General features: G+C 60.4%; 23 protein-coding genes. 7 read left to right on the forward strand and 16 right to left on the reverse strand.

Going from position 1 to position 23,996, the window contains the following annotated elements:
- Positions 1 to 36 precede the first annotated feature (36 nt).
- The 10 genes from rfbF to E5K02_RS07600 all read right to left on the reverse strand — a co-directional run bounded on the left by rfbF (position 37) and on the right by E5K02_RS07600 (position 12,813).
- On the reverse strand, positions 37 to 927 hold the full coding sequence (rfbF, locus tag E5K02_RS07555; RefSeq protein ID WP_135393610.1) for a glucose-1-phosphate cytidylyltransferase: 891 nt from the start codon (positions 925 to 927) through the stop codon (positions 37 to 39).
- Positions 928 to 1,145: 218 nt separating this feature from the next.
- A complete protein-coding gene (locus tag E5K02_RS07560) occupies positions 1,146 to 1,937 on the reverse strand; it encodes a WecB/TagA/CpsF family glycosyltransferase (RefSeq protein ID WP_240737188.1) in 792 nt (263 codons plus the stop codon).
- A gap of 72 nt (positions 1,938 to 2,009) precedes the next feature.
- A complete protein-coding gene (locus E5K02_RS07565) occupies positions 2,010 to 3,407 on the reverse strand; it encodes an exopolysaccharide biosynthesis polyprenyl glycosylphosphotransferase (protein ID WP_135393612.1) in 1,398 nt (465 codons plus the stop codon).
- Positions 3,408 to 3,713: 306 nt separating this feature from the next.
- Positions 3,714 to 5,123 carry an NAD-dependent dihydropyrimidine dehydrogenase subunit PreA gene (gene preA, locus E5K02_RS07570; RefSeq protein WP_135393614.1) on the reverse strand — a complete coding sequence of 470 codons (1,410 nt, stop codon included), beginning with the start codon at positions 5,121 to 5,123 and terminating at the stop codon, positions 3,714 to 3,716.
- A 60-nt stretch (positions 5,124 to 5,183) separates the two neighbouring features.
- Positions 5,184 to 6,509, reverse strand: a complete 1,326-nt coding sequence (locus tag E5K02_RS07575; protein WP_135393616.1) for an NAD(P)-dependent oxidoreductase — start codon at positions 6,507 to 6,509, stop codon at positions 5,184 to 5,186.
- Between the two features lie 153 nt (positions 6,510 to 6,662).
- Positions 6,663 to 7,529: a nitrilase-related carbon-nitrogen hydrolase gene (locus E5K02_RS07580; RefSeq protein WP_240737189.1), complete on the reverse strand. Its 867-nt coding sequence runs from the start codon at positions 7,527 to 7,529 to the stop codon at positions 6,663 to 6,665.
- Positions 7,530 to 7,640: 111 nt separating this feature from the next.
- Complete coding sequence (hydA, locus tag E5K02_RS07585; RefSeq protein WP_135393618.1) at positions 7,641 to 9,017, reverse strand: dihydropyrimidinase; 1,377 nt, start codon at positions 9,015 to 9,017, stop codon at positions 7,641 to 7,643.
- Between the two features lie 348 nt (positions 9,018 to 9,365).
- Entirely contained in the window at positions 9,366 to 10,721 is a 1,356-nt protein-coding gene (locus E5K02_RS07590) for an aminotransferase class III-fold pyridoxal phosphate-dependent enzyme (RefSeq protein ID WP_135393626.1), read from the reverse strand.
- Between the two features lie 80 nt (positions 10,722 to 10,801).
- The gene (locus E5K02_RS07595; RefSeq protein WP_240737190.1) at positions 10,802 to 12,274 is read right to left on the reverse strand and encodes a CoA-acylating methylmalonate-semialdehyde dehydrogenase; all 1,473 of its coding nucleotides are present in this window, start codon (positions 12,272 to 12,274) and stop codon (positions 10,802 to 10,804) included.
- Between the two features lie 299 nt (positions 12,275 to 12,573).
- Positions 12,574 to 12,813, reverse strand: a complete 240-nt coding sequence (locus tag E5K02_RS07600; RefSeq protein WP_135393628.1) for a heavy metal-binding domain-containing protein — start codon at positions 12,811 to 12,813, stop codon at positions 12,574 to 12,576.
- A gap of 288 nt (positions 12,814 to 13,101) precedes the next feature.
- Here E5K02_RS07600 and E5K02_RS07605 point away from each other — a divergent pair, with 288 nt between their 5' ends.
- Genes E5K02_RS07605 through E5K02_RS07620 form a run of 4 tightly spaced genes read left to right on the forward strand, consistent with a single transcriptional unit; the run spans position 13,102 to position 16,852 of the window.
- A complete protein-coding gene (locus E5K02_RS07605; protein WP_135393630.1) occupies positions 13,102 to 13,740 on the forward strand; it encodes a bifunctional 4-hydroxy-2-oxoglutarate aldolase/2-dehydro-3-deoxy-phosphogluconate aldolase in 639 nt (212 codons plus the stop codon).
- A gap of 12 nt (positions 13,741 to 13,752) precedes the next feature.
- Complete coding sequence (gene dgoD, locus E5K02_RS07610; RefSeq protein ID WP_135393632.1) at positions 13,753 to 14,901, forward strand: galactonate dehydratase; 1,149 nt, start codon at positions 13,753 to 13,755, stop codon at positions 14,899 to 14,901.
- Positions 14,902 to 14,949: 48 nt separating this feature from the next.
- The gene (locus tag E5K02_RS07615) at positions 14,950 to 15,960 is read left to right on the forward strand and encodes a 2-dehydro-3-deoxygalactonokinase (protein WP_135393634.1); all 1,011 of its coding nucleotides are present in this window, start codon (positions 14,950 to 14,952) and stop codon (positions 15,958 to 15,960) included.
- A gap of 1 nt (position 15,961) precedes the next feature.
- A complete protein-coding gene (locus tag E5K02_RS07620) occupies positions 15,962 to 16,852 on the forward strand; it encodes an SMP-30/gluconolactonase/LRE family protein (RefSeq protein ID WP_135393636.1) in 891 nt (296 codons plus the stop codon).
- Between the two features lie 4 nt (positions 16,853 to 16,856).
- On the opposite strand, the gene E5K02_RS07625 is transcribed toward E5K02_RS07620, so the two are convergent.
- From E5K02_RS07625 to E5K02_RS07645, 5 genes are all read right to left on the reverse strand, one after another.
- Positions 16,857 to 17,393: a YfiT family bacillithiol transferase gene (locus E5K02_RS07625; protein WP_135393638.1), complete on the reverse strand. Its 537-nt coding sequence runs from the start codon at positions 17,391 to 17,393 to the stop codon at positions 16,857 to 16,859.
- 33 nt (positions 17,394 to 17,426) lie between these two features.
- Positions 17,427 to 18,596 carry a PAS domain-containing sensor histidine kinase gene (locus E5K02_RS07630; protein WP_135393640.1) on the reverse strand — a complete coding sequence of 390 codons (1,170 nt, stop codon included), beginning with the start codon at positions 18,594 to 18,596 and terminating at the stop codon, positions 17,427 to 17,429.
- Positions 18,593 to 19,405 (reverse strand): alpha/beta fold hydrolase, encoded by an 813-nt coding sequence (locus E5K02_RS07635; RefSeq protein WP_135393642.1) that lies wholly within the window; start codon positions 19,403 to 19,405, stop codon positions 18,593 to 18,595. The genes E5K02_RS07630 and E5K02_RS07635 overlap by 4 nt, the downstream gene beginning before the upstream one ends.
- A 213-nt stretch (positions 19,406 to 19,618) precedes the next feature.
- A complete protein-coding gene (locus E5K02_RS07640; protein ID WP_135393644.1) occupies positions 19,619 to 19,960 on the reverse strand; it encodes a hypothetical protein in 342 nt (113 codons plus the stop codon).
- A gap of 16 nt (positions 19,961 to 19,976) precedes the next feature.
- Positions 19,977 to 20,246 (reverse strand): hypothetical protein, encoded by a 270-nt coding sequence (locus E5K02_RS07645; protein ID WP_135393646.1) that lies wholly within the window; start codon positions 20,244 to 20,246, stop codon positions 19,977 to 19,979.
- Positions 20,247 to 20,509: 263 nt separating this feature from the next.
- Here E5K02_RS07645 and purU point away from each other — a divergent pair, with 263 nt between their 5' ends.
- The 3 genes from purU to E5K02_RS07660 all read left to right on the forward strand — a co-directional run bounded on the left by purU (position 20,510) and on the right by E5K02_RS07660 (position 23,261).
- Positions 20,510 to 21,364 (forward strand): formyltetrahydrofolate deformylase, encoded by an 855-nt coding sequence (purU, locus tag E5K02_RS07650; RefSeq protein ID WP_135393648.1) that lies wholly within the window; start codon positions 20,510 to 20,512, stop codon positions 21,362 to 21,364.
- 109 nt (positions 21,365 to 21,473) lie between these two features.
- Positions 21,474 to 22,709 carry a T9SS type A sorting domain-containing protein gene (locus E5K02_RS07655; protein ID WP_135393650.1) on the forward strand — a complete coding sequence of 412 codons (1,236 nt, stop codon included), beginning with the start codon at positions 21,474 to 21,476 and terminating at the stop codon, positions 22,707 to 22,709.
- 270 nt (positions 22,710 to 22,979) lie between these two features.
- The gene (locus tag E5K02_RS07660; protein ID WP_135393652.1) at positions 22,980 to 23,261 is read left to right on the forward strand and encodes a hypothetical protein; all 282 of its coding nucleotides are present in this window, start codon (positions 22,980 to 22,982) and stop codon (positions 23,259 to 23,261) included.
- A 69-nt stretch (positions 23,262 to 23,330) separates the two neighbouring features.
- Here E5K02_RS07660 and E5K02_RS07665 read toward each other — a convergent pair whose 3' ends face one another.
- On the reverse strand, positions 23,331 to 23,927 hold the full coding sequence (locus E5K02_RS07665) for a class I SAM-dependent methyltransferase (protein WP_135393654.1): 597 nt from the start codon (positions 23,925 to 23,927) through the stop codon (positions 23,331 to 23,333).
- Between the last annotated feature and the right edge of the window lie 69 nt (positions 23,928 to 23,996).

Raw genomic sequence — 23,996 nt, forward strand, 5'->3', positions numbered from 1 at the left:
CACGACAACGTGCTTTAATTCAATTCAGAGGGTGTTTTAAGCGTTGGGCAGCAGCGTAGGCGCGGCCACGCGCTGGCCGGCCGGGGCGGCTACTGCCGACGTCATGATGTCGGTCAGCACCGGGTCGGGGGCGGGTGTCGTCACCGTGTTGCCCCATACTTTCCACTGGGCTTTGCCAGTGCTCCACATCTCCTCCAGCATATTTCGGTCGCGCAGGGTATCCATGGGCTGCCAGAAGCCGGTGTGGCGGTAGGCGGCCAGGGCTCCATCGGCGGCCAGGCGCTCTAGTGGGCCTTTTTCCCAAACGGTATCGTCGTCGTCGATATAGTCGAACACGGCGGGCTCCAACACGAAAAATCCTCCGTTAATCCAGGGGGTTTCGCCTCCTTCCGGCTTTTCCATAAAGTTGGAAATGCGGCTGGATTCGTCGCCCAGAGAGAAAACCCCGAAGCGGCCGGGCTGACGCACCGCCGTAAGCGTGGCCAGGGCGCCCTGCTGCTGGTGGTGGCGAATAGCGGCCTGGATGTCGACGTTGCCGACGCCGTCGCCGTAGGTCAGGCAGAAGGTTTCGTTGTCAAGGTGTTCTCGCACGCGGCGCAGACGCCCGCCCGTCATGGTTTCTTGGCCGGTGTCCACCAGCGTTACCGTCCAGGGCTCGGCGTTGCTGCGGTGAATCTGCATTTCGTTGCGGTCCATCCGGAAGGTAACATCGGAGTTATGCAAGAAATAATCCGAGAAGTACTGTTTAATCATATGGCCTTTGTAGCCGCAGCACACCACAAAATCCCGGATGCCGTGGTGGGCATATATCTTCATAATGTGCCACAGAATGGGCTTGCCGCCGATTTCCACCATGGGTTTGGGCCGCACGCCGCTTTCTTCGCTGATTCGGGTGCCGTAGCCGCCCGCGAGTATTACTGCTTTCATACTGTGTGGATGATAAGGGAGAGAGTTCAGAAGAAGAGAAGTTGAATCAGGTGGCTACCACTGGCTTACCTGCCGCATACTTAGATGATGAAATATAAAACTTATTATAATATTATCAATAAAAATTATTAAATAATTTTTACAAAAATCAATTCTACATAAACATAGTACACAATAAAGCAGCTTTGCCCTGTGCCCACTCCGAAAGCAGCGAAGGGTTACTTAGTACTTATCGATACCCGGGAACGACCCGCCAGATGAGCCAAGGCGCGGCGCCCCATCAAGTAGACAAAGCGGGTATTGGTATGCAGGTAGCGTTTCCAGAGGCGCTTAGGCTCCAGATACAGCCGGTAAGCCCATTCAAGCCACAGCCGCCGCGCCCAGGCGGGCAGGCGCCGCTCCAGACCGGCGTAGACCGGAAAGGCCTGCCCTACTCCTAGCATGCAGCTCCGCACCCGCCCCCGATGGGCGGCCATCCAGCGTTCCTGCCGGGGGCAGCCCAGGGCCACAAACAGCAGGTCGGGGTCGGCGGCGTTAATGGCGGCTACTTCGGCCTCATCTTCTTCGGGCGTAAGCGGCCGAAACGGTGGGGAGTGGGTACCTGCAATCTTTAAGCTGGGCAACTCGCGCCGGGCCCGGGCCACCATAGCCGCCAGCACTTCCTCGGTGGTTCCGTAGAAATACACCGACTGCCCCCGCCGCGCGGCTTCGGCCAGCAAAGCCGGTAATAAATCCATGCCGGCAATACGGGGCTGGGACTGGCCGTGGAACAAGCCCACCGCCGCCGCCACCGGGCTGCCATCGGGCGTCACGATAGTGGCCTCGTCCAGGATGCGGCGGAAATCAGGGTGCTGATGGGCTTCTACGACCATGTGCACGTTGGCGCAGCACACGTAGGCCGAGGAGCGGGCGGCTCCCAGCGCCAGGATGGCCGACACGAAATCAGCCGGGGTTCCGGTAGAAATCCATGAGTCCAGAACAAGGCGCTTGGGCAACATAGCAGCAGGCATTAGCAGTCAACAAAGGGCACAGAAGGGGCCGCCCGAGGGCCCGGGCGGCACGTTGCACCTGGCAAGCAGTGCCTAGTAGGCGTTTTTCTCCCCGCGAATCATATTCCAGACGGTTTTGCCGATGATTTTCATATCCAGGCCAAACGTCCAGGTTTCCATGTACTTCAGGTCGTACTCCACCCGTTTGCGCATGGCCTGCGGGGCGCGGGTTTCGCCACGGTAGCCATTTACCTGGGCGTAGCCCGTGATGCCCGGCGTCACGGCGTGGCGCATCTGGTAAGTGCGGATATGCTTGGAATATTCCTCCAGCTGCGACACCATATTGGGCCGGGGCCCTACCACCGACATATGACCCAGGAGCACGTTGAAGAACTGCGGCAGCTCGTCGAGGTTGTACTTGCGCAGGTAGCGCCCTACACGCGTTACCCGAGGGTCGGCGTAGGTAGCCTGCAACTCGGTCTGGCGGTGGTCGGCGCGCATGGTCCGTAGCTTATAGCACGGAAATAAGTGGTTGCGCTTACCGGGCCGCATCTGCTTGAAGAAGACAGGCCCGGGCGAGTCGAGTTTGATGAGCAAGGCCAGCAGGGGCATGATGAAGGGGAAGGCCAGCAGAATAACGGCCAGGGAAAACCCGATATCAAATAGCCGCTTGAGCACCTGGTTGGTTCGAATGCCCAAGGGCTGGTGCCGGATGGTGAGAATGGGCAGGTGGTCGTAGAAATACACGTTGACTTCGCGCCGCACGGTGCCTTTGAAGTCGGGCACGATGCGGAAGGAGAGAAAATGGTCGTCGGCAAACTGGGAAAGGTCTTCGATAAGCGCGTGCCGGTCGAGGGGCAGGGTAAAGTAGATTTCGTCGATAGTCGTGCGCAGGCAGTAATTTTTCAGCTCGGCCAGGGAGCCGCGCAGGTAGGGCCGTAGCCCTTCCGCTACCGGCTCGTCGGCAAAAAAGCCCTGAAACTGATTCCCAATCGGGTCGTGCGACTCAAGGAAGCGGTACAGCTCCTGCCCGTTTTCCCCGGCCCCCACAATAACAAAGCGTGAATGGGGCCGGGCCACGTGGCGGTGGTAAGCCCGGTAGCAAAAGGTGATAAGAAAACGTGCTCCCACCACCCCGGCTACGGAGAAGCTATACACGGCAAAGATGTAGCGCAGCGACAACCAGTGCAGCTCCAGCGTCAGGACCACCGCCAAAACGATACAGGCGTGGAGCAGGAAGGTGCGCATCAGGTACAGCAGCTTCTCGGGGTAGGTTATCAGCTTATCAACCCGGTAGATGTTGGCAAACTGCCCGGAAAGCAGCCACCAGAGCAGCCCGAATATTACGAAGCAGTAGGGAGCATCACCCGTAAACTGCCAGTTACCCCATATCATTCGTCCGGCAAGGCGGAATGCTCCAAAAATCAGGAGCACATCAACTGCTGGCAACACTAGGCGCGAAGCGTCGGAGTAGTGTCTGTACCGTTCCATATACTACTGTTTGTGAGGAGCCCGAATAATCAATATCTCTACAGTAGGCGGGATGTAGATGTCTATTACGAACAAGTAACGTATATTTTAGAATTTAAGCAATAAATAATATAACTTTTATTTTAGAATAGCTTCTAACAATTCATTTATTGGTACTTACGCAATAATAAATTTACTTAATAAGTGTTCTATGCAGGAGCTAGTCAGTGCTACCCAAACGTGGAAAGCGCGGCCTAAAACCGGATTTCTCCGTTTTCAGGCCGCGCCTTTTGTTTTCCGTACTCTACTGTTTGGTTTATAACCCGTTTACTCAGCGCTAGTTGCCGAGGCTGCCAGCCGCTTGGCCGCATCCTGGGCCGCGTACTGCCGCGCTGTGCCAGGTAAGGTCTTGTGTTTCTCTTTGCCCAGGGCGGCGGCTGGCTCGGGCACCCAGTGATGACGCCCCCCGGCCCGTTCATCGTTGAACTCGGTGGGGATAGTGCCAGCCTGGGTCCGCTCTTTCCAGGTCAGGTGCTCGGTGCCGTCGTCGCGGCGCTCCATCGTGATGCACTGCTCCACGGGGCATACCAAAGAACACAGATTACAGCCCACGCAGTTCTCGTCGATAATGGCGGGCACCCGCGTGCCTTCCTGCAACCGAATGGCTTGGTGGGCGCCATCCTCACAGGCCGTGTAGCACAGCTGGCAACCGATGCACTTGTCCTCGTTGATGGTGGCCGTCACCTTGTATTTCAGGTTCAGATCTTCCCAGTGCCGGACATTAGGCAGGGCCTTGCCAACCATGTCATAAATGGTGTGAAAGCCTTTTTCGGTCATGTATTGGTCCAGGCCGCTGGTCATTTCGCGAATGATGCCGAAGCCGAAATGCATGGCTGCCGTGCACACCTGCACACTGCTGGCGCCCAGCAGGATGTGCTCTACCGCATCGCGCCAGTTCTCGATGCCGCCAATGCCCGAAATAGGCAGCTGCACACCGGGGTGCTGGGCGCAGTTTTTTACCATGTTCAGGGCAATGGGCTTCACGGCCGGCCCGCAATAGCCCCCGTTGGAGCCCTGCCCGTCCACTATCGGATAGGGCGCAAACCGGTCGAGGTCCACTCCTACTATGCTTTGAATGGTGTTGATCAAGGAAATAGCATCGGCGCCTCCGCGGCGGGCGGCCAGGGCCGGCTCGGTGATGTCACTGATGTTGGGCGTCAGCTTCACAATGACCGGAATCTTGGCTACTTCCATCACCCACTCCACGATGGTTTGCAGCACCTCCGGCTCCTGCCCCACGGCCGAGCCCATGCCCCGCTCGCACATGCCGTGGGGGCAGCCAAAATTCAGCTCGATGCCGTCGGAGCCGGCGTTCTGCACGTCGCGCACGATGTCGTGCCACTCCTGCCGGCTTTGCACCATCAGGGAGGCAATGACAGCGTGGTGGGGGAAGCGCTTTTTCACTTCCTCAATTTCGCGCAGGTTGTCGGCCAGGGGGCGGTCCGAAATCAGCTCGATGTTATTGAAGCCAATCAGGCGCTTATCCCGGTAGTTGACGCCCCCGTAGCGGCTCGAGACGTTCACGACGGGCACGCCCAGGGTTTTCCACACGGCCCCGCCCCAGCCCGCGTCGAAGGCCTTCATGACCTGGTAGCCGGAGTTGGTGGGCGGAGCCGAAGCCAGCCAGAACGGGTTAGGCGACTTGATACCGGCAAAATTTATGGACAGATCTGGCATTGGTTCGTTTTATCGTAATGGCATCCTGAGCTTGCGAAGGATGACAGCTCCTTGACTGGGTTACTTACTCAAAAAGGCGTGAATACCGCGGGCCGTGGCTTTGCCCTCGGCGGCGGCATTCACCACCTCGGCCCCGCCGTTGCGGGCGTCGCCGGAGGTGAAATACTTGGGGTTCGTGGTTTGCCCGGTGCGCTCATCCGCCACAATTCGCCCCTTATTATCCAGCCGCAAGCCGGGAATCAGGCTCAGGAATTGGGTTTGCTTGGCTTGCCCTGTTGCTTTAATGACCATGTCGCAGGGCTCAACAAACTCACTGCCCGGCACCACCTGCACATGCCCGTTGATGGTAGCAGTACGAATAAACTTCACCCCTTCCACCTTGCCATTGCCCACAATCTCGACGGGCGCCACGTTAAACAAGCCTTTCACGCCGACACCCTTGGCCAAGTCGTACTCGAACTCGTAGGCCCCCATTTCCTGCTTGCCGCGGCGGTAAGCCAGAATTACATTCTCCGCTCCGAGGCGCGCCGACTCCGAAGCGGCATCCATGGCCGTGTTGCCCCCGCCCAGCACGATGACCTTGCGGCCCACGGCCATTTGGTGGTGCTTCTGGCGCAGCTGCTCAATAAACTCCACCGCTCCCACGCAGTTCGCTCGTTCCTCGCCCGGCAACAACAGCGGGTTGGTGAGTCCCAGCCCAATTCCCAGGAAAATAGCATCGTATGATTCTTCCAGCGCGTCCAACTCCCGCCGGGAAGTAATGGGCTGGTTATACTGCACCTTGAAGCCGAACTGCGCCTCCAGATACGCCATTTCGGCCAGCACTTCCTCGTTGGTGATTTTGTAGGGCGCCACACCGTATACCGTCAGCCCCGACGGCTGGGACTTGGCCTCAAACACGTCGACCTCATATCCCAGATGGCGCAGCTCACAGGCGGCCGAAATACCAGCCGGGCCCGCCCCAATGATGGCAACTTTGCGGCCATTGGGGGCGCCGGGACCAAAGAGCGGCTTGCTTTTTTCGATGGCCTCACGCGTGGCAAAGCTTTGCAGGCGCCCTATTTCAATCGGCTTCACGTCCTGCAGGTTATACACGCAAGCCCCCTCGCAGAGCACTTCCGTAGGGCAGACTTTACCGCAGGCATTGCCGAAGTAGTTGGCTTCGTAGATGGTAACGGCGGCCCCGGTCGTATTGCCGGTGTTGATCTGGCGGATAAACTGCGGAATATCGATGCCGGAGGGGCAGGCCTTGATGCAGGGGGCATCGAAGCAGAACAGGCAGCGGGAGCTTTCCAATAGCGCCTCGGTAGCGTTCATCCGGGGTTTGAGCTGGGAGAAATTGGCGTGGAATTCCGGCTCGGAAGTCGGGGTAGTGTACTCAGCCATGGGAAAAAGGGAGAGGGTAACGGTGGGGCAATGGCAACAGGAAAAAGTCGGAACAACAGCAGCAACGGGGCTACTTACTGGGCACTAGAAGCGCGAGCAACGATTGACGCACAGCCGCCAATCGTTGCTAGTCAACCTCTTAAGAAGATACGATTATAATTCGACGAGCTTCTCGTAGGTCTCGGGGCGACGGTCGCGGAAGAACTGCCAGGTGGCGCGCACCTCGTCTATCAGGTCCAGGTCGAACTCGGCGACCAGCAGCTCATCGTTTTCTTCCGAAGCTTGGGCAAAAATCTGCCCGCGGGGGTCCACGAAGTAGCTGGTACCGTAGAACTTACCCAGATTCCAGGGTTTCTCGGTGCCGACGCGGTTGATGCAGCCCATGAAATAGCCGTTGGCCGCCGCGTGGGCCGGCTGCTCCAGCTTCCAGAGGTACTGCGAGAGGCCCGCCACCGTGGCCGAGGGGTTATACACGATTTCGGCCCCGTTCAGGCCCAGCACCCGGGCCCCGTCGGGGAAATGCCGGTCGTAGCAGATGTAGACGCCTACCTTGGCATACTTAGTCTGGAACACGGGGTACCCCAGGTTGCCGGGCTTGAAGAAAAACTTCTCCCAGAAGCCGGAGGTGTGGGGAATGTGGTTCTTGCGGTACTTGCCCAGGTAAGTGCCGTCGGCGTCGATGACGGCGGCCGTGTTGTAGAGGAAGCCGGCGGCTTCCCGCTCATAAATCGGCACAATCATCACCATGTTGTACTTCTTGGCGTACTCGGCCATGCGGTCCGTGGTCGGGCCGGGCACCGACTCGGCCGAGGCGTACCAGGCCTTGTCCTGGCCGGGGCAGAAATAGGGCGTGTTGAAGATTTCCTGCAAGCACAGAATCTGCACGCCCTGGCGGCCGGCCTCTTCGATGAGCGGAATGTGCTTCTGCACCATGGCTTCCATGATTTCGGCCATGGTGCCTTCGCCTTCACTGATGGGCAAACTCATCTGGATCAACCCAGATTTAATGATTCGTGGCATCGGAAAGAGAGGAGAAAAGGGTGTGGGAGAAAGTTGATTTTCGAGTCAGGAAGAAGACGCCAGACAAAGCTGAGCCTGTGTCCTTGCGAGGCACGCAGCAAGGACATGGGTTTAAAAAGCCGTTGTGCCGCGCTTGATAAACTGCCCGTAGCCGCGGCCGACTTTGGTTTCGCCGCCGTGCACGGCTACTTGGCCGCGCAGAATCACCGTCTCAATTTTGCCGGTCAGTTCCCAGCCCTCGTAGGCCGAGTAGTCGCAGTTCATATGGTGGGTGTCGGCTGAAATGGTGTGCCTGGCGGTGGGGTCGAAAAGAACTAAGTCGGCATCGGCGCCGATGCTGATGGTGCCTTTGCGCGGAAACATGCCGAAGATCTTGGCCGCGTTGGTGCTGGTGACTTCCACGAACTTCTGCAGGCTGATTTTGCCCGTCGCCACGCCTTCCGAAAACAGCAGCTCCATGCGGTGCTCAATGGCCGGGTGCCCGTTGGGTATTTTGCTGAAGTCATCCTTGCCCATGAGTTTCTGCTCCCACATAAAGGGGCAGTGGTCGGTACCAACTACCTGTACCAGGCCCTGGTTGATGCCGGCCCAGAGCGTGGCCTGGTCTTTTTTCTGCCGCAGCGGCGGCGACATCACCACCTTGGCCCCATTCACCTCATCCTCGTAGAGCGAGGCATCGAGCACCAGGTACTGAATGCAGGTTTCCACAAACACGCGCTGGTTACGCTCCGTGGCGCGCCGCACCTGGTTCAGGGCGCCCTCGCAGGTCAGGTGTACGATGTAGGCATTCACGCCGGTGTAGTTGGCAATGTCGGCGAAGCGGCCCGAGGCTTCGGCTTCGGTTACTTCGGGCTGCGACAAATAATGGTAGAGCGGCGTCAGCTTGCCCGCGGCCCGGTGCTGGGCAATGAGCGTGTCAATCATGTCGCCGTTGGTGGCGTGGGCCGTCACCAGGCCACCATGCTTTTTCACTTCCTGCATCAGCCCCACCATCTGGGCGTCATCAATCATGAGGGCACCTTTGTAGGCCATGAAGGTTTTGAAGGAGGTAATACCTTCCGCAATCATCTCCTTGATTTCCTCCTTAGTGCCGGGGTTAAAGTCCGTCACGGCCATATGAAAGGAATAGTCGCCGACGGCGGTGCCGGTGGCCCGGCCCTGCCACTCCGTTAGGGCCTCGCGCAGGCTGTGGCCCTGCTTCTGCAGCACAAAATCAATAACGGTGGTGGTTCCGCCGTGCAGGGCGGCGCGGGTGCCGGTTTCGTGGGTATCGGAGCTGAAGGTGCCCATAAACGGCATGTCCAGGTGCACATGCGGATCGACGCCCCCCGGCACCATGATTTTACCGCTACAATCGATGGTTTGGTCGGCTTGCACCGGCAGGTTGCGGCCGATAGCCACAATCGTCTCCCCTTCCACCAGCACGTCACACACGGAATCGGAACCGGCCGTCACGACGCGGCCATTTTTAAGTAGCAAAGACGCCATTCAGAAGGGAAAAGTGAAAGAAGTTTAGTTGGAAAAAGTAGGCTTTTTACCGGCTAAAAGCAAGCGTATACGCCGGCTTATTTTTCAGAAGGAAAGCAGTGTCCCAAAGCCGGTTAAGCCGGCGGGCAGACAACTCAGAAAATGAAAGCACGCCTCGTAACCAGCCGCCGCTTTCAGCACAGCCTGCAGCTCAGTTTCGTCCTGTTTTTGCCTTGGCGTACGTATGCCGACCAGCGAAAAGCATTTCGTGGGCCATGCTACTCAGATTACGCTGTCAACATCAGCGCGCAAGAGTCCTCGCGGGGCTCGGTATGACCCTCTTTTTTATTTGTGGTTTGACGGGCAAACTTACTGCGTCACGTACTCGTCGGCGATGCGGAGGGCCTGGGAAATCATGTCCAGCCCTTCGTCCAGTTCGTCCTTGGTGATACTCAGCGGCGGGGCCACGAAAATGTAGTTCCAGCGCACGAAGGTGTACATGCCCAGTTCCTTGATTTTGGCAGCCACCTTGTTCATGATTTCCATCTGATGAGGAGCCGCGTTCCAAGGTGCCATCGGCTCTTTAGTCGCCCGGTTTTTCACCAGCTCAATGCAGCCGAACAGCCCCGTGTTGCGCCAGTCGCCGATGCTCGGGTGCTCAGCCATCAGGTCGCACATACGGGCATCGAGGTGGTGGCCCAGAGTCACGGTGTTTTCCAGCAGATTTTCTTCCTCGTAAATGCTGAGCACGGCCACGGCGGCGGCGCACGACACCGGGTGGGCCGAGTAGGTGAGCCCCAGCGGCAGGGGCTTGTCGTCGAAGGATTTGGCAATGGCCTCGTCCACCATCACCGCGCCCAGCGGTAGGTAGCCGGCCGTAATACCCTTGGCCATGCACATCAGGTCCACTTTTACGCCGTGGTGGTCGGAGCCGAACCACTTGCCGGTGCGCCCAAAGCCGCTCATTACCTCGTCGGCCACGAGCAGGATACCGTATGTGTCGCAGATGGTACGCACCCGCTGCCAGTAGGTAGGCGGGTACTTGATGCAGCCCGAGGTGCCCGACTCGCCTTCCAGAATAATAGCGGCCACGCTGCCCGGGTTTTCGTACTGAATGATGCGCTCCATGGCGGCGGCGGCCCGCTCGGCGCATTCTTCGGGCGTGCTGCTGTACCAGGGGCAGCGGTAGAAGTACGGATTCTCGACGTGCACCACGCCCGGCATGGCTTGGCTATCGACGGCGAACTTGCGCGGGTCGCCGCCGGCGCTGATGGCCCCGTAGCTGGCCCCGTGAAACGACTGGTACAGGGTCACTATTTTGTGGCGGCCGGTGTAGACGCGGGCCAGCTTGATGGCGTTTTCAATAGCCTCTGCCCCTCCCAAGGTGAAAAAAGCCTTGGTCAGGTTGGGAGCCGTTATGTCGGCCAGCTTTTTTCCCAAGTCGCCGCGGGCTTTGGTAATCATGCCCGGGTACACGTAGCTCAGCTCCCGCATCTGGGCCGCTACGGCCTCGGTCACGCGCTGGTCGCCGTGGCCGATGTTGACGTTCATCAGCTGGGACGAAAAGTCGAGGTAGCGCTTGCCGTCCCGGTCCCAGAGGTAGACGCCCTCCGCCCGCTCGGCATTGATGGGGTTCAGACCGGCCTGCTTCGACCAGGAAAAAAGCGTGTGCTCCAGGTTGTCCTGCAGAATCTGGTCTTGGTCGGTATCGGTGTAGGTTTCCATGGGAGAATCGGGAGGAGAAAGTAGTTAAAGGGCTAGTGCCCTTACTTAGCGGAGGAGGAGAACCAAGTTCTTGATCTAGCCTAGCTCATCCAGTTCACCCGCGACTCGGGGTTCCATTTGGTGGTTACCTTCTTGATCTGGGTCCAGAACTCGATAGAGCTTTTGCCGGTGATGTCGGCCGTGCCGAACTTCGACTCATTCCAGCCGCCAAAGGAGAAGGGTTCCCGGGGTACGGGCACCCCGATGTTGACGCCAATCATGCCGGCCGAGGCGTGTTCCATCACGTAGCGGGCATGGGCACCGCTCTGGGTAAAGACGGCGGCCGCGTTGCCATAATTCGAGGCATTTTCGATGGCCAGCGCCTCATCCAGGGTTTTGGTGCGGATAATGGCCAATACGGGCCCGAAGACTTCCTCCCGGGCTATGGCCATGTCGGGCGTCACGTAGTCCACCACGGTGGGGCCCACGTAGTAGCCGGCCTCCTGCCCGGCTACCACCGCATGGCGGCCGTCGAGCAGCACCTTGGCCCCGGCGGCTTCGGCCTCGGTGATGTAGCGCTCAATCCGGTCCTTGGCCTCCCGGCTGATAACCGAGCCCAGGTTCTGGCCGGGCACAATTTTGCGGGCTTCCTCCACCAGCTTGTCGATGATATGGTCGACGGAGCCCACGGCCACCATGGCCGAGCCGGCCATGCAGCGCTGCCCCGCACAGCCCGACATCGAGGCGGCCACGTTGGAGGCCGTCATTTCGGTGTGGGCGTCGGGCAAGACGAGCAGGTGGTTTTTGGCCCCACCCAGGGCCACGCACCGTTTCAGGTTAGACGTAGCGCGGCGGTACACGACCTTGGCAATTTTGGTAGAACCCACAAACGACACGGCCTGAATATCAGGATGGTCGCAGATGGCCTCCACAATTTCCTTGTCGCCGTTCACCACGTTGAACACCCCGTCGGGCAGGCCGGCTTCCTGGAGCAGCTCGGCAATGCGGGTGGCGCTAACGGGTACTTGCTCCGACGGCTTGAGAATCATGCAGTTGCCTAGGGCAATGGCGTTGGGAATGGTCCAGTGCGGCACCATGTTGGGAAAGTTGAAGGGAGCAATGCTGGCCACCACGCCCAGGGGCTTACGCTCGGCCCGGCACTCGACGCCCTTGCTTACTTCCAGCAGCTCGCCCGATACGAGCTGGGGCAGGGAGCAGGCAAACTCGGTCAGCTCAATGGCTTTTTCCACTTCGGCCCGGGCCTCGTCCATGGTCTTGCCATTCTCGTCGTGCACCAGCTGCGTCAGCTCCTGGATATGCTTTTCGAGCAGGGTTTTGTAGCGGTAAAACACCTGTACCCGTTCCTTAATGGGAATCGCCGACCACGCTGGAAAAGCGGCTTTGGCCGCGGCCACGGCCTTGTCGAGGGCGGCGGCACCGCTCAGGGGAACCGTCGAGATAACCGCCCCGCTCAGGGGACTGAATACGTCCAGGCTACGCGGCTCATCACCGTCGACAAACTGCCCGGCCACATAGTTGCGGACCGTGGGATACTTCAACGTTTCGACTTCCATGTTAAGAAATTGTTAAGCGTCTGCAAGTAATGAGTTTGTTCCACTTATGCAAATACTTAGCTCCGCAAGGTTCGACAGTCAGCCCCGTTAAACAAGCATTTTTTACGCAGATAAGCACTATAGCCTACCTGCAAATAATGCTACTCCCGGCTTTAGGCCAACCCGGCGGTTTTCTGGATGCCGAAATATCGCCCCCCGGGCCGGGTAAAAACATCAAGCCGGAAGGAAGGTGCCACCCTGCTGGGGGTGGTGCCTTCCTTCCGGCTTGGATAAAGTCGGGTTGGAAACGGAAAAACCGCTTAGCTTTTCTTTTCCAGGTCCATGCCGCAGACGGGGCACTTGCCGGGCTTGGCGGACCGGCTGCCTTCACAGCCCATCGGGCATTCGTACACGGCTTCTTTGACGGGTGTGGTGCTGGCTTTCGCCTCGGTGGCGGCTGGCGCGGCAGTAGTCGTACCCGTAGCGGGCTTCTCGGTGCAGCTGCTCAGCAGCGTGCTCAGGGCTAGCAGAGAGCCAAGTAGTAAGGAGGTAAACTTCATGGAAATGAAATGGAGGATTCAGGCAACACGAAATTACGCAAAGACCAGGGCTCTGCTACTAGACCGGGCAGAAGGAAACAGGGCGCCCGCCCTCAAACCTACCCAATGACGCGGAAAGACGCCCAAAAAGTAAAAGCAAGCCCAAATAAATCAGGCAGCTCTGCCGGGCTTACCTGGCAAGCAAGGGTAGGACCAACGAACCGCCGATAGATATCAACGCGGGAGGCCTTTGCTGCGTTAGGTTCAGCTACGGCTTTGTCTTCTTACTCGTATCCAGCGGCTATGACTATGGCAACTTCTGTCTTATCACACTTGCTCCAGCACCAGCTGGTTTCCATTATTCGCGGCGCCAACCCCGACGACCTGGTCAGCATCGTGCGGGCCCTGCACGCGGGCGGTATTCGGTCGGTGGAAATCACCATCAACTCGCCCAAGGCCCTGCAGGGAATTGCCCGGGTAGCCGCCGAGCTGGGCGAGCAGATGCTGGTAGGCGCCGGCACTGTACTCGACCCCGAAACCGCCCGCATGGCTCTGGACGCGGGAGCCCGGTTTATCATCTCCCCCACCCTAAACGTGGAAACCATCCGGATGACCAAGCGCTACGGGGCGGTGAGCATTCCGGGCGGCTTCACCCCAACCGAAATCCTGACGGCCTACGAGCACGGCGCCGATATCATCAAGGTTTTTCCGGCTTCGCTGGGAGCGGCTTACTTCAAGGACATTAAGGGTCCGCTGCCCTTTATTCCGCTCATGCCCACGGGCGGGGTGAAGCTGGACAACATTCGCGCGTTTCAGCGGGCCGGAGCCGCCGCCTTTGGCCTGGGCAGCTCCCTGGTCGATACCAGCCAGCCGGTTTCCGACGAGTACTTGCGCGCCCTTACCCACAAGGCCCAGCAGTTTGTACAGGCTATTTCCGAACCGCAGTAACTTCCTCCCGCCATGAAAATTACGGGCTTTACGCTGTACCAAGTGCCGCCCCGCTGGCTCTTCCTCAAGATTGAAACCGACGAGGGCCTCGTGGGCTGGGGCGAGCCGGTGATAGAAGGCCGGGCCGCCACCGTGGCCACGGCCGTGCAGGAGCTCATGGGCAGCCTACTCGGTAAGGACCCGCGCAACATCGAAGACCACTGGAACGTGATGTACCGGGGCGGCTTCTACCGGGGCGGGCCCATTCTGATGAGTGCCCTTGCCGGCATCGACCAGGCCCTGTGGGATATCAAGGGCAAGTTTTACAACGCGCCCATCCACCAGCTGCTCGGGGGCAAAGCCCGCGACACGATGCGCGTTTACTCCTGGATTGGGGGCGACCGGCCGGCCGAGGTGGGGCTGGCGGCCAGCAATATGGTAGCCAAGGGCTTTACGGCCGTAAAAATGAACGCCACCGAGGAAATGCACTACGTGGATACCTACGCCAAAATTGATGCGGCCGTGGCCCGGATTGCGGCCGTGCGGGAAGCCGGTGGGCCGGACCTGGGTATTGGAGTCGACTTTCACGGGCGGGTGCACAAGCCCATGGCCAAGATTCTGGCCAAGGAGCTGGAGCCCTTCCGGCCCATGTTCATTGAGGAGCCGGTGCTGGCCGAAAACAACGAGGCCCTGCGCGACATTGCCCGCCACACCTCGATTCCTATTGCCACGGGGGAGCGGATGTTTTCGCGCTGGGACTTCAAGCAGCTGCTGACCGATGGCTACGTCGATATCATCCAGCCCGACCTGAGCCACGCCGGGGGCATCACGGAGTGCAAGAAAATCATTTCCATGGCCGAAGCCTTCGACGTGGCGGCGGCTCCGCACTGCCCGCTGGGGCCCATAGCCCTGGCCGCCTGCCTGCAAGTAGATGCCACTTGCCACAATGCCTTCATTCAGGAGCAGAGCCTGGGCATTCACTACAACATCGGCAACGACCTGCTCGACTACCTGGTGGATTCGACCGTGTTTGAGTACCACAACGGCTTTGCCAACATCCCCGACGGGCCGGGCCTGGGCATTCAGGTAAACGAGGAATACGTGATACAGCGGGCCCAAACCGGGCACGACTGGAAGAACCCCATCTGGCGCAACCCCGACGGCAGCGTAGCCGAGTGGTAGGTGATTTCCGTAGCATGGGAACAACACTGAAGCAGATAAACCACCGGTATGGCCGAGCTAACGCACTTTCTGAGCTGTGACTGGGGCACCTCGTCGTTTCGCCTGAAGCTGGTCGAGTGGCCGGGCCTACGGGTAGTCGCCACTTCCACCTCCGATGAAGGCAACGCGGCCACGTTCAAACAGTGGCAGCAGGCCGGGCAGCCGCCGGAGCGGCGGCTGGGCTTTTACCTGAGTATTCTGCACCGCCACGTGCAGAAGCTGGAGGCGGAATTTGGGCACCCGCTGGCCGGTACTCCGGTGGTAGTTTCGGGTATGGCTTCCTCCACCGTGGGCATGCTGGAATTGCCCTACAAAGACTTCCCGTTTGCCACCGACGGCACCGACCTGACGACCAAGCTGCTGCCCGCCACGGCCGAGTTCAGCCACCCCGTGCTGCTGATTTCGGGAGTGAAAACCCCGGACGACGTCATGCGGGGCGAAGAAGTGCAACTGGTGGGCTGCCACTTGCCCGCTACTGCCGAGGACCAGCTCTTCCTGCACCCCGGCACGCACGCCAAGCACGTCACCGTCCGCCGGGGCCAGGCGGTAGCGCTGCAAACGTATATGACGGGCGAGTTCTTTGCCTTGCTTTCCCAACAAAGCATCCTGGCAGCGGCCGTCGAGAAGGCCGACGACTTCCAGGCCCCGGCCCATCGGCAGGCCTTCGAGCAAGGGGTGCGGACTAGCCAGGATATAAACCTCCTGCACGCGGCCTTTCTGGTGCGCACCAACCAGCTGTTCGACAAGCTCAGCAAGTCCGAGAATTTCTATTACCTCAGTGGTCTGCTTATTGGCTACGAGCTGAGCAGCTTTCCGGCCGATTTCACGGGGGCGGTGGTCTTGGCCGGCGAAGAGGCCCTGGTGCAGCCCTACGAAGCCGCCCTAGCCTTGCTGGGCCTTACCGGGCGAGTAGCATCCGTAACCACGCATGGAGCGGAAGAAGTAACCTTACGCGGACAGGCCGTCGTGCTACGGCGGGCACTTGGCGCTGGTCAGCTTCCCTCCGTAACCACCTCCTGATATGGCAACCGAAAACCCACCCCTGCGCGTGGCCCTGCCGGCCCGGGCCCAGCTGGGCGAAGGCGCCGTCTGGAACCCGCAGGACGAGAAGCTCTACTGGGTTGATATTGAGGGCCGAAGCCTGCATATTTTTGACCCCGCTACCGGCCAGGCCCGCCAGTTGGCCACCGGCTCCCGCATCGGCACGGTGGCCCCGGCCCGGGGTGGGCACGTGGTGGTGGCCCAGCAGAACGGACTGCACCTGCTCAATACCCTGAGTGGAGAAAGCACCCTGCTGGCCAATCCATTGACCAAGCCCAGCCTGCGCTTCAACGACGGCAAGTGCGACCCGGCCGGCCGTTTCTGGGCCGGCACGCTCGACATGAACGGCAAAGTCGGCAAGGCCGCGCTTTACCGCCTCGACGCCGATGGCCGCCTGCACACCATGCTCACCGGCGTCACCATTTCCAACGGCTTGGTCTGGACCCGGGACCAACGCACGATGTACTACATCGACACGCCGACCCACGTAGTACAGGCCTTCGACTACGACCACGCCACCGGCGCCATCAGCAACCCGCGGCCCGTGATTCACATTCCGGAAGCCGACGGGGACCCCGACGGTATGACCATCGATGCGGAAGACCACCTCTGGATTGCCCACTGGGGCGGCGGCCAGGTCGGGTGCTACGACCCACTTACGGGCCAGAAGCTCCAAACCATTCCGGTGCCGGCGCCCCACACAACTTCCTGTGCCTTCGGCGGACCGGAGCTGAAAACCCTGTTCATTACCACCGCCCGCCAGGACCTAACGCCCGAGCAGCTGCAAGCCTACCCGCTGAGTGGCAGCGTGTTTGCCCTGGAGCCCGGCGTAGCCGGCGTACCGGCGCACATTTTTCAAAACCCGCTTTAGCCGCCTAGTCCTCCCGGCTCAGGAGCTCCACATGCGCTAAGTGGTGGCGGCCATGCCAGCTGTACTGCACCAAGGCCTGGTCCAGGGTATAGACTTGCTGGTAGCTTGGGTGGTAGAAGGTGCGGCGCCACTGCTCCTCGGTCAGGTGCCAGAGCAGGGTAACCCAGCGTGAATGCACCGCCTCGAGCAGCACCAGCGACACCGTGACGGGAGAAGCCGCCACATCGGGCAGCTCGGCCCAGGCATTCATGTCGAAGGGCCGGATGGTGGGGTTGTCTTCGGTGAGGGCCAGGCGGAAACGCATGTCGAAATTCTGGTGCACGTCGGCCACATGGTGCAGCACCTGCCGGCCGGTCCAGCCGCCGGGGCGGTAGGCGTTTTCGAGCCGCACCCCACCGGCTTTGCGGGCGGCGGCGGTAAGCTGGGCCGGTAGGGCCGCCAGTTGGTTGATATACGTAGCGCGCTCTTCGGCGGAAAGGGGGCCCGTGGGCAGCACGGGGCGGCCAATGGGGTATTGGAGGTCCGGCAGGTTGTTTTCCATAGCCGGCAAACTTACTGCAGAAACAGCTGGGCTCTACTCCAAAAAATACATCCGGAAGGTAGTCCCCTCCCCCACCGTGCTGTCGATTTCCACGCGCCCGCCCGCCTGATTCACGAGGCGCTTTACCAGGTAGAGGCCCATGCCGGAGCCGGCTACTTCGGGGTGGAAGCGCCGGAAGAGCTGAAACACTTCCTGCCCATGACGCTGCAAGTCGATGCCCCGGCCATTGTCGCGCACGAGGAGTACAGGCCCGCTTCTCTCGCGGGTGGTACTTACCCACACGTGGGGCCGGCGGCCGGGCTGGGCATATTTCAGCGCGTTGCTGAGCAGGTTGTAGAGCAGACTGTGCAGGCTGGTGCGGGAAATGCGTAAGGTGGGTACCACGGCAAAATCGAGGGTAAATACCGCGCTGGGGTTTACCTGGGCCTGCAGGGTGCGAAGTATATCCTCGGTGAAGGGCTGCAGCTCCACGGCTTCCGGCACCAGCTGCTCGGGCTGGCGCTGCTGCTGAATTACCTCCGTCATGCTCTCAATTGTGCTCAGAATCTGCCGTAGGGCATCCTCGAACATAGTGACCATGCAGGCCGCTTCCGGGTCGTGGAAGGTAACGGTGCGCTTCAGCTCCTCAAACAGGCCCACCATATTGCTGGCCGGCTGCTTTAAGTCGTGGGAGGCGGTGTAGACGAAATTATCGAGCTCGGCATTGATACGGGTGAGCTGGTCATTCTTGATACTCAGCTGCTCGCGGCGCTCTTCCGCCTCGGCCTTGGCCCGCAGCAACTCCTGCTCGTACTTGCGCCGGTCGGTGATGTCGAACAAGGTGAAGCGTATAACCAGGGGCTGCTGGTTGGCGTCGCGCACCAGGGTAGCATTCACCAGCACGGGCACCGTGGTGCCGTCGCGGTGGCGCAGCTGGTAGCTGATTTCCCGGACCTGGTCCTGGAGCAGCAACAGCGGCGCGCAATGCGTTTCGTAGTGCAGCCGCCCACCGATGGTGAGAAGCTCCTGCACACAGCGCCGGGCCACGAGCTCTTCCCGGCTATAGCCCACCCAGTTCAGCAGGGTTTGGTTGAGTTTGACCAGCGTGCCATCGGGCAGGCAGGAGCAGTAGCCGCAGGGAGCTTGCTCGTAGAGTTCTTCCAGATTTTCCTGGGTTAGCCGCAGGTCAAACTCGGGTAGGGGCTCGTTCTCCGCGGCGCTCATGAGGCAGCAGGAGTTTCGGCGGCCAGGAATTGCTTGATGGCGGCAATAGTAAGGGCCGGGGCGCTTAAGTGCGGACAGTGGCCGGAGGTTTCGATAAGCACCAGCTGGCTGCCGGGCAGCTGCTGGTGGAGATAGTTGCCCACCGCCAGGGGAGCCAAGGCATCCTGGGCGCACTGCAGAATAAGGGCGGGGGTGCGCAGGCGGGGCAAGTCGGCCCGGTTATCCGACAGAAACGTGACCCGGGCGAAATGCCGGGCAATGGTGGGCTCGGTGCGGCAGAAGCTGTGATTGAGCTCCTGAGCCAGCTCGGGCCGCTCGGGGTTGCCCATAATAAGGGGCGTAACACCGGCCGACCAGCCCAGGTAGTTGCTGTCCATGGCTTCGAGCAGCTCGTCGATATCGGCCCGCTCGAAGCCGCCGACGTAGCCCTCGTCGTTCAGGTAGCGGGGCGAGGGCGCCACCAGCACCACACGGGCTATGCGGGCTGGTTCGGCAATGGCAGCCAGTACGCAGATCATGGCGCTTACCGAGTGGCCTACCAGCACGACTTGATTTAGATGTAGCTCGTGCAGTACTTCCAGCACGTCGTGGGCATGAGCTTGCAGGGTGCTGTAGCGGGCGGGGTTATAAGCCGTCAGATCCGACTGGCCCGAGCCTACCAGGTCGAGCAGCACCACTTGGTAGCGGTCCTCGAAGGCGGGCGCCACCAGCCGCCACATGTGCTGGTCGCAGCCGAAGCCATGGACAAATACCATGGCCTGCTCGCCGGCTCCCGACACGGTGACGTTGTTACGCTTCAGACTGCTCATACATGCTCAGACGGCGAGAAAACAAGTGTATTCTCCTCAACTATACTCCGCTTTACAGGTAGCGGTTACGGTTATTTCCTGTTGTAGAGGGCCGTAGTATCACTCGTATTCAACCCCAGGCCGGCCAAAAGCCCCGGGGCTACCGGGGCTTTTGGCCTTATTTCACCCTAATGGAACCTAGCTGGCCGGTGGCAACCCTGGCAGCCTGCACGGCTATTCCAGCCGCCGGTAGGGCAAAAAGCGGTTAGCCCGTTGCCGGGCGCGCTCGGGTCCTATGCCGCCGTGGGCAGCATAAAAGGCTTGCACCGCCGCCGCCAGGGCCGGCTGGTCGTGTAGGGCAACGCTGGCAAATACATCTTCAGCCGCCAGCGGAGCTGCCAGGGCGCTGAGGCGGCAGCAGTCGATGCCCAGAGGATGCTCAAGAAAGAGCGAGGTGCCGTCCTGGGCGTTGTGGTCGTGCTGGTAGCGCCAGGCCCGGCCGAAGGCGGAGTAACTAGGGCGTTGTCCTGGGGTGGTCGTTACAAAGCCCAGGCTTTGCAGATAGGAATCGGTCATGGGTAGGAAAAGAAGGTTAAAGTGAAGAACTCACTTCGGCAGGCCAGTTGACTTGGCGCAGCAACACGCGAAACTCGGCCTCCGAGGCCAGCCGGCCCTGGAAGTTGTAGAGCAGTTGTCCGTCCACGGTTTCGAGCAAGGTCAGCTCGCCGTCGGAATACAGCACGAGGGTTTCCTGTCCCCGTTCACTGGGGCGACTGTAGCGCTGCTGCCGGGGCGGAGCAGCGTAGCGGGTAAACCCAAAGGCCTGCAGAAGCTCGGCTGTGGGTTGGTAGAAAGAAGGCATGGGGAGAGGCCCGAAAAGGGGCGCGGCGCCGAAATAGCGAGCGAAGTTCTACTAGTTACGCAGAAAGCCCGACCCGCGACTACCAGCGCCGGAGCCCGTCTGGGGAAAGCCTGCTCTACCGGGTCCACGGGGGCTTTCCGGAGGTACTATATTTTTGGCCGCCGCCAAGCCCCGGGGCGCGGCACGTAAGCGCGGCTATATCGTAACAACCAGCCGGCGCTTACATTTACGGCTTCGCCTGCTTTCCTCTAACCCCGCGCATCGTGCCTTTAGCCGCTACTCCGCCGTCCCATATCCTCCTGATTCGCTGCCCCGACGAGCCGGGCCTGGTGTTTAAAATAACGGGGGTGCTGTTTCACCACGGCCTGAATATCCTTCGCAACGGCGAGTTTGTGGAGCGGGCCGACAACTGCTTTTTCATGCGGACCGAGTTTGCCGGCCCCCTGCAGGCCGAGGCCCTGCTGCACGACCTGCGGGCGGCCCTGCCAGCGGCGGCCGACATCCGGCTTTCCGACAACCGGCCCAAGAACATTGTGCTCATGGCCACCAAGGAGCACCACTGCCTGAGCGAGCTGCTGGTGCGCCATGCCTTCGGCGAGCTGAATGCCCGCATTCTGGGCGTTATCAGCAACTACCCGGTGCTGGGCGAGCTGACGCGGCAGTTTGGCCTGCCGTTCCACTACATCACCCACGAAGGCAAAAGCCGCGAAGCCCACGAGGCCGAGGTACTGGACGTGCTGGCCGGCTACCAGCCCGAATTTGTGGTGCTGGCCAAGTACATGCGCATTCTGTCGTCCGGGTTTGTGGCTCACTATGCCAACCGGCTGGTCAATATTCACCACTCGTTTCTGCCCGCCTTCGTGGGGGCCAGCCCCTATGCCCAGGCCTACGCCCGGGGCGTGAAAATTATTGGGGCTACCGCCCACTTCGTCAACGACCAGCTCGACCAGGGGCCCATCATTGCCCAGAGCGTTATTCCCATCGACCACACCCAGAGTGCCAGCGAAATGGCCCAGGCCGGGCGCGACGTGGAGAAGATTGTGCTGGCCCGCTCCCTACAGCTGGTTTTTGCCGAGCAGGTGTTTGTGCACCACAACAAAACCATCATCTTCGATTAAGGCCCAGTAGCTAAAAAATAAGTTTCGGCCCCAACGCAACGCTTGGGCCTGGAGCTGAGTCATGGATGAGCCGGAAACTAGTCCGGCTATTAGCGTTTGTATCTGCCCAATGAAATATCCCTTACTTACTAGCCTGGCCGGCGTGCTGCTGGCGGGCGTACTGGGCACAGCCCAGGCCCAAACTGGCCCTATTACCATTACGCAAGCCACTTTTACGGCCTCCCCCGCCTCCGTCGACCAGTACCGACCGATGCACGCCGCGGCCCATCCCGACTTTGTGCTGCCCCAGCCCGGCGCGGGCCGCGACTGGGACTACAGCAAGCTGACCGCCGACTCGTTGACTCTGGAACAGCTCTACCAGGCTCCGCCGGCCACTAGCCCGCTCTACGTTGCTCCGACCCGTAGCTACCCGCTTCCCACTACCGCCCCGCAAGACGTTGCCTTCCCCACTCATGGCCTGTGGCACAGCTTTACCGGCCGGCGCTACGAAGCGCTGACGGCCAGTGGTCTGGTTCGGAGTGGGTATTCCGTGCAAGAGCAACAGTGGCCCATCCGGCAAACCAATAACGTGCCGGGCGACTTTTTGCGGCTCCCGGCCCAAACCATCGCGCAAGGGGACGTATTCGCTCCTACCCTGCCGCTGACGGTCAGTTCGGCCCGGCGACATTATCCCTACGATGCAATCTTTCTGGAAGCTACGGTGCAGGAGCTGGGCCTGCAGGCGGCCCGGGTTCGGCTGGTACACCACGTGACGCTTACCGAGGAAGTCGTGGGCTACGGGACCTTGCACCTACCCAAGCCCGCGGGCGGGCAGGCTGCCGTTCCGGCCCTGATGGTGCGCACCCACATTCAGGAAATCGACAGTGCCTACGTGAATGGGCGCCTAGCCCCGCCCTTGGTGCTGCAGGCCCTGCACATGGAGCAAGGCCAGCGCCAGCATATCTACCAAACGGCGTTTTACCGCCAAAACTCCTCCCAGCCGGCCCTGCTCCTGTATCATACGGATGCGAGCTTCAGCACCCTGCGCAACTGGTTCAGCATCTGGTTTAGCGGGGAAGAAAACCTGAGCACGGTTACCGGAGTGCGCCCGGCCCAAGTGGTGGTCGGCTCGCTAAAAGCATACCCCAACCCCGCCGCCAGCGGCCAACTGACGCTGGAGCTGCCCGGGGAGCGGCAGGCCCTGCAGCTCGTCGTGCGCGACCTGCAGGGCCGCTCAGTGGCTACGGCTGTCGCCCTGCCTGGCCAGCCTACCCCAGTACTGCGGGGCTTGCGGGCGGGCCTCTACGTGGTGGAAGCTACCACCCAGGCCGGCACGCGCCACAGCACCCGGGTTGCGGTTGAGTAAAACCCTTGGCTTTGAGCAAGACGAGGCCCGGCGGGCCGTGCTTTCACTCGAGCACGGTCCACCGGGCCTCGTCGCTTCTGCGCGAAAAGCGGGCAACCGACTGCGCGTATGCTTAGCCCAGCCATAGTGTAGCCCGATAAAATACCAGATGTTACTTGTAAAATTCACGTCATTTCTAAGCCGGTACTGTCTTAGGATTAGCGACTTGGAAAGCGGTGGTTTGTGCTATCCCCTTTGAGGGGTTCCACTCCATCCTTCACTTTCTGTGCTATGAAAACATTCCGCTTTCTGTCCCTGGCAGCCCTGCTGACGCTTGGCAGCGGTTATCTCGTCGCCACGGCTGCCCCAGCCACGCTAGCTCAGCGCGTCCTGACCCTGTTTGAGCAAGGCCGAGCCGATGGCCGCGGCTACCGGGCCTCCCTGGACCCCAACTCGCCTACGTACTACGATACGCTGGCGGCCAAAGAAGAGCAGGTGCAAGAAAATGCTGATAACAACGTCTCGCCGGGCACCGCGTATTGGAATGGCTTTAGCGTGGGCCTGCAGCGCTAAGCATACACAAGCTCACGGAAATACAAAGGCCCCGCTATGCGTATAGCGGGGCCTTTTTTCTGAGTAAGCTTAGCAACTATCGGCCTGTTCAACTGGCGTTGCCACGGGGTCGGTTGGGCTGGGCACGTAGGTCAGCACGTAGGCCGGGGGCAGATTTAGCAGGACGTGCTCTTGCCGCAGCAGACGAAAAAACCGATCAAACAGTCGCGTGTTGCGCAGCGAATATTGAAAGAGCACCAGCCTGCCCTCAGGCTTCAGCACTTGGCGGGTATGCTCGAGTATGCGCCAGCCCAGGCGGCGGGGCAGCGACGAAAAAGGCAGGCCGCATACCACGTAGTCGGCCCGCTCGAGGCCGCGCTGGCGCAGGTACTCGGCCGTTCTATCGGCTGAACCGTGTACAATGTGCACATTGGTGTGGCTGGCGTAGCGCTGCTGCAGTAGCTGGCAGAAGCGTCGGCTCACCTCGACCAGCACAATGGTGGTTTCGGGGCGGCGGCGGGCCATGAGCACATCAGTGAAAACGCCCGTGCCGGGGCCGTATTCCACAATGCAGCGGGCCGTGGCAAAATCGATGGGAGCCACGACTTGGTCGGTTAGCTCGCGGGAGCTAGGCACCAAGGACCCCACGGTAGCAGGGTTACGGAGAAATTCTTCGAGAAACGTCATACCGGAAACAGGACTAAAACGAAAGCAACGGCGGCTTTTTGTAAGGCAGATACGGATGAACGATGCTGC

The organism is Hymenobacter metallicola, assembly GCF_004745645.1.
In the GTDB taxonomy this organism is placed as follows: Bacteria; Bacteroidota; Bacteroidia; order Cytophagales; family Hymenobacteraceae; genus Hymenobacter; species Hymenobacter metallicola.

What these genes read in the sequence shown, in the direction of transcription:
- dgoD (WP_135393632.1), top strand. Translation starts at nt 13,753, where the DNA reads ATGAAAATTACGGGCTTTACGCTGTACCAAGTGCCGCCCCGCTGGCTC.
- E5K02_RS07630 (WP_135393640.1), bottom strand. Translation starts at nt 18,596, where the DNA reads ATGAGCGCCGCGGAGAACGAGCCCCTACCCGAGTTTGACCTGCGGCTA.
- E5K02_RS07560 (WP_240737188.1), bottom strand. Translation starts at nt 1,937, where the DNA reads ATGCCTGCTGCTATGTTGCCCAAGCGCCTTGTTCTGGACTCATGGATT.
- E5K02_RS07595 (WP_240737190.1), bottom strand. Translation starts at nt 12,274, where the DNA reads ATGGAAGTCGAAACGTTGAAGTATCCCACGGTCCGCAACTATGTGGCC.
- E5K02_RS07620 (WP_135393636.1), top strand. Translation starts at nt 15,962, where the DNA reads ATGGCAACCGAAAACCCACCCCTGCGCGTGGCCCTGCCGGCCCGGGCC.
- E5K02_RS07600 (WP_135393628.1), bottom strand. Translation starts at nt 12,813, where the DNA reads ATGAAGTTTACCTCCTTACTACTTGGCTCTCTGCTAGCCCTGAGCACG.
- E5K02_RS07625 (WP_135393638.1), bottom strand. Translation starts at nt 17,393, where the DNA reads ATGGAAAACAACCTGCCGGACCTCCAATACCCCATTGGCCGCCCCGTG.
- E5K02_RS07605 (WP_135393630.1), top strand. Translation starts at nt 13,102, where the DNA reads ATGGCAACTTCTGTCTTATCACACTTGCTCCAGCACCAGCTGGTTTCC.
- E5K02_RS07590 (WP_135393626.1), bottom strand. Translation starts at nt 10,721, where the DNA reads ATGGAAACCTACACCGATACCGACCAAGACCAGATTCTGCAGGACAAC.
- E5K02_RS07575 (WP_135393616.1), bottom strand. Translation starts at nt 6,509, where the DNA reads ATGGCTGAGTACACTACCCCGACTTCCGAGCCGGAATTCCACGCCAAT.
- E5K02_RS07580 (WP_240737189.1), bottom strand. Translation starts at nt 7,529, where the DNA reads ATGCCACGAATCATTAAATCTGGGTTGATCCAGATGAGTTTGCCCATC.
- hydA (WP_135393618.1), bottom strand. Translation starts at nt 9,017, where the DNA reads ATGGCGTCTTTGCTACTTAAAAATGGCCGCGTCGTGACGGCCGGTTCC.
- E5K02_RS07640 (WP_135393644.1), bottom strand. Translation starts at nt 19,960, where the DNA reads ATGACCGATTCCTATCTGCAAAGCCTGGGCTTTGTAACGACCACCCCA.
- E5K02_RS07660 (WP_135393652.1), top strand. Translation starts at nt 22,980, where the DNA reads ATGAAAACATTCCGCTTTCTGTCCCTGGCAGCCCTGCTGACGCTTGGC.
- E5K02_RS07635 (WP_135393642.1), bottom strand. Translation starts at nt 19,405, where the DNA reads ATGAGCAGTCTGAAGCGTAACAACGTCACCGTGTCGGGAGCCGGCGAG.
- E5K02_RS07645 (WP_135393646.1), bottom strand. Translation starts at nt 20,246, where the DNA reads ATGCCTTCTTTCTACCAACCCACAGCCGAGCTTCTGCAGGCCTTTGGG.
- rfbF (WP_135393610.1), bottom strand. Translation starts at nt 927, where the DNA reads ATGAAAGCAGTAATACTCGCGGGCGGCTACGGCACCCGAATCAGCGAA.
- preA (WP_135393614.1), bottom strand. Translation starts at nt 5,123, where the DNA reads ATGCCAGATCTGTCCATAAATTTTGCCGGTATCAAGTCGCCTAACCCG.
- E5K02_RS07665 (WP_135393654.1), bottom strand. Translation starts at nt 23,927, where the DNA reads ATGACGTTTCTCGAAGAATTTCTCCGTAACCCTGCTACCGTGGGGTCC.
- E5K02_RS07565 (WP_135393612.1), bottom strand. Translation starts at nt 3,407, where the DNA reads ATGGAACGGTACAGACACTACTCCGACGCTTCGCGCCTAGTGTTGCCA.
- E5K02_RS07655 (WP_135393650.1), top strand. Translation starts at nt 21,474, where the DNA reads ATGAAATATCCCTTACTTACTAGCCTGGCCGGCGTGCTGCTGGCGGGC.
- E5K02_RS07615 (WP_135393634.1), top strand. Translation starts at nt 14,950, where the DNA reads ATGGCCGAGCTAACGCACTTTCTGAGCTGTGACTGGGGCACCTCGTCG.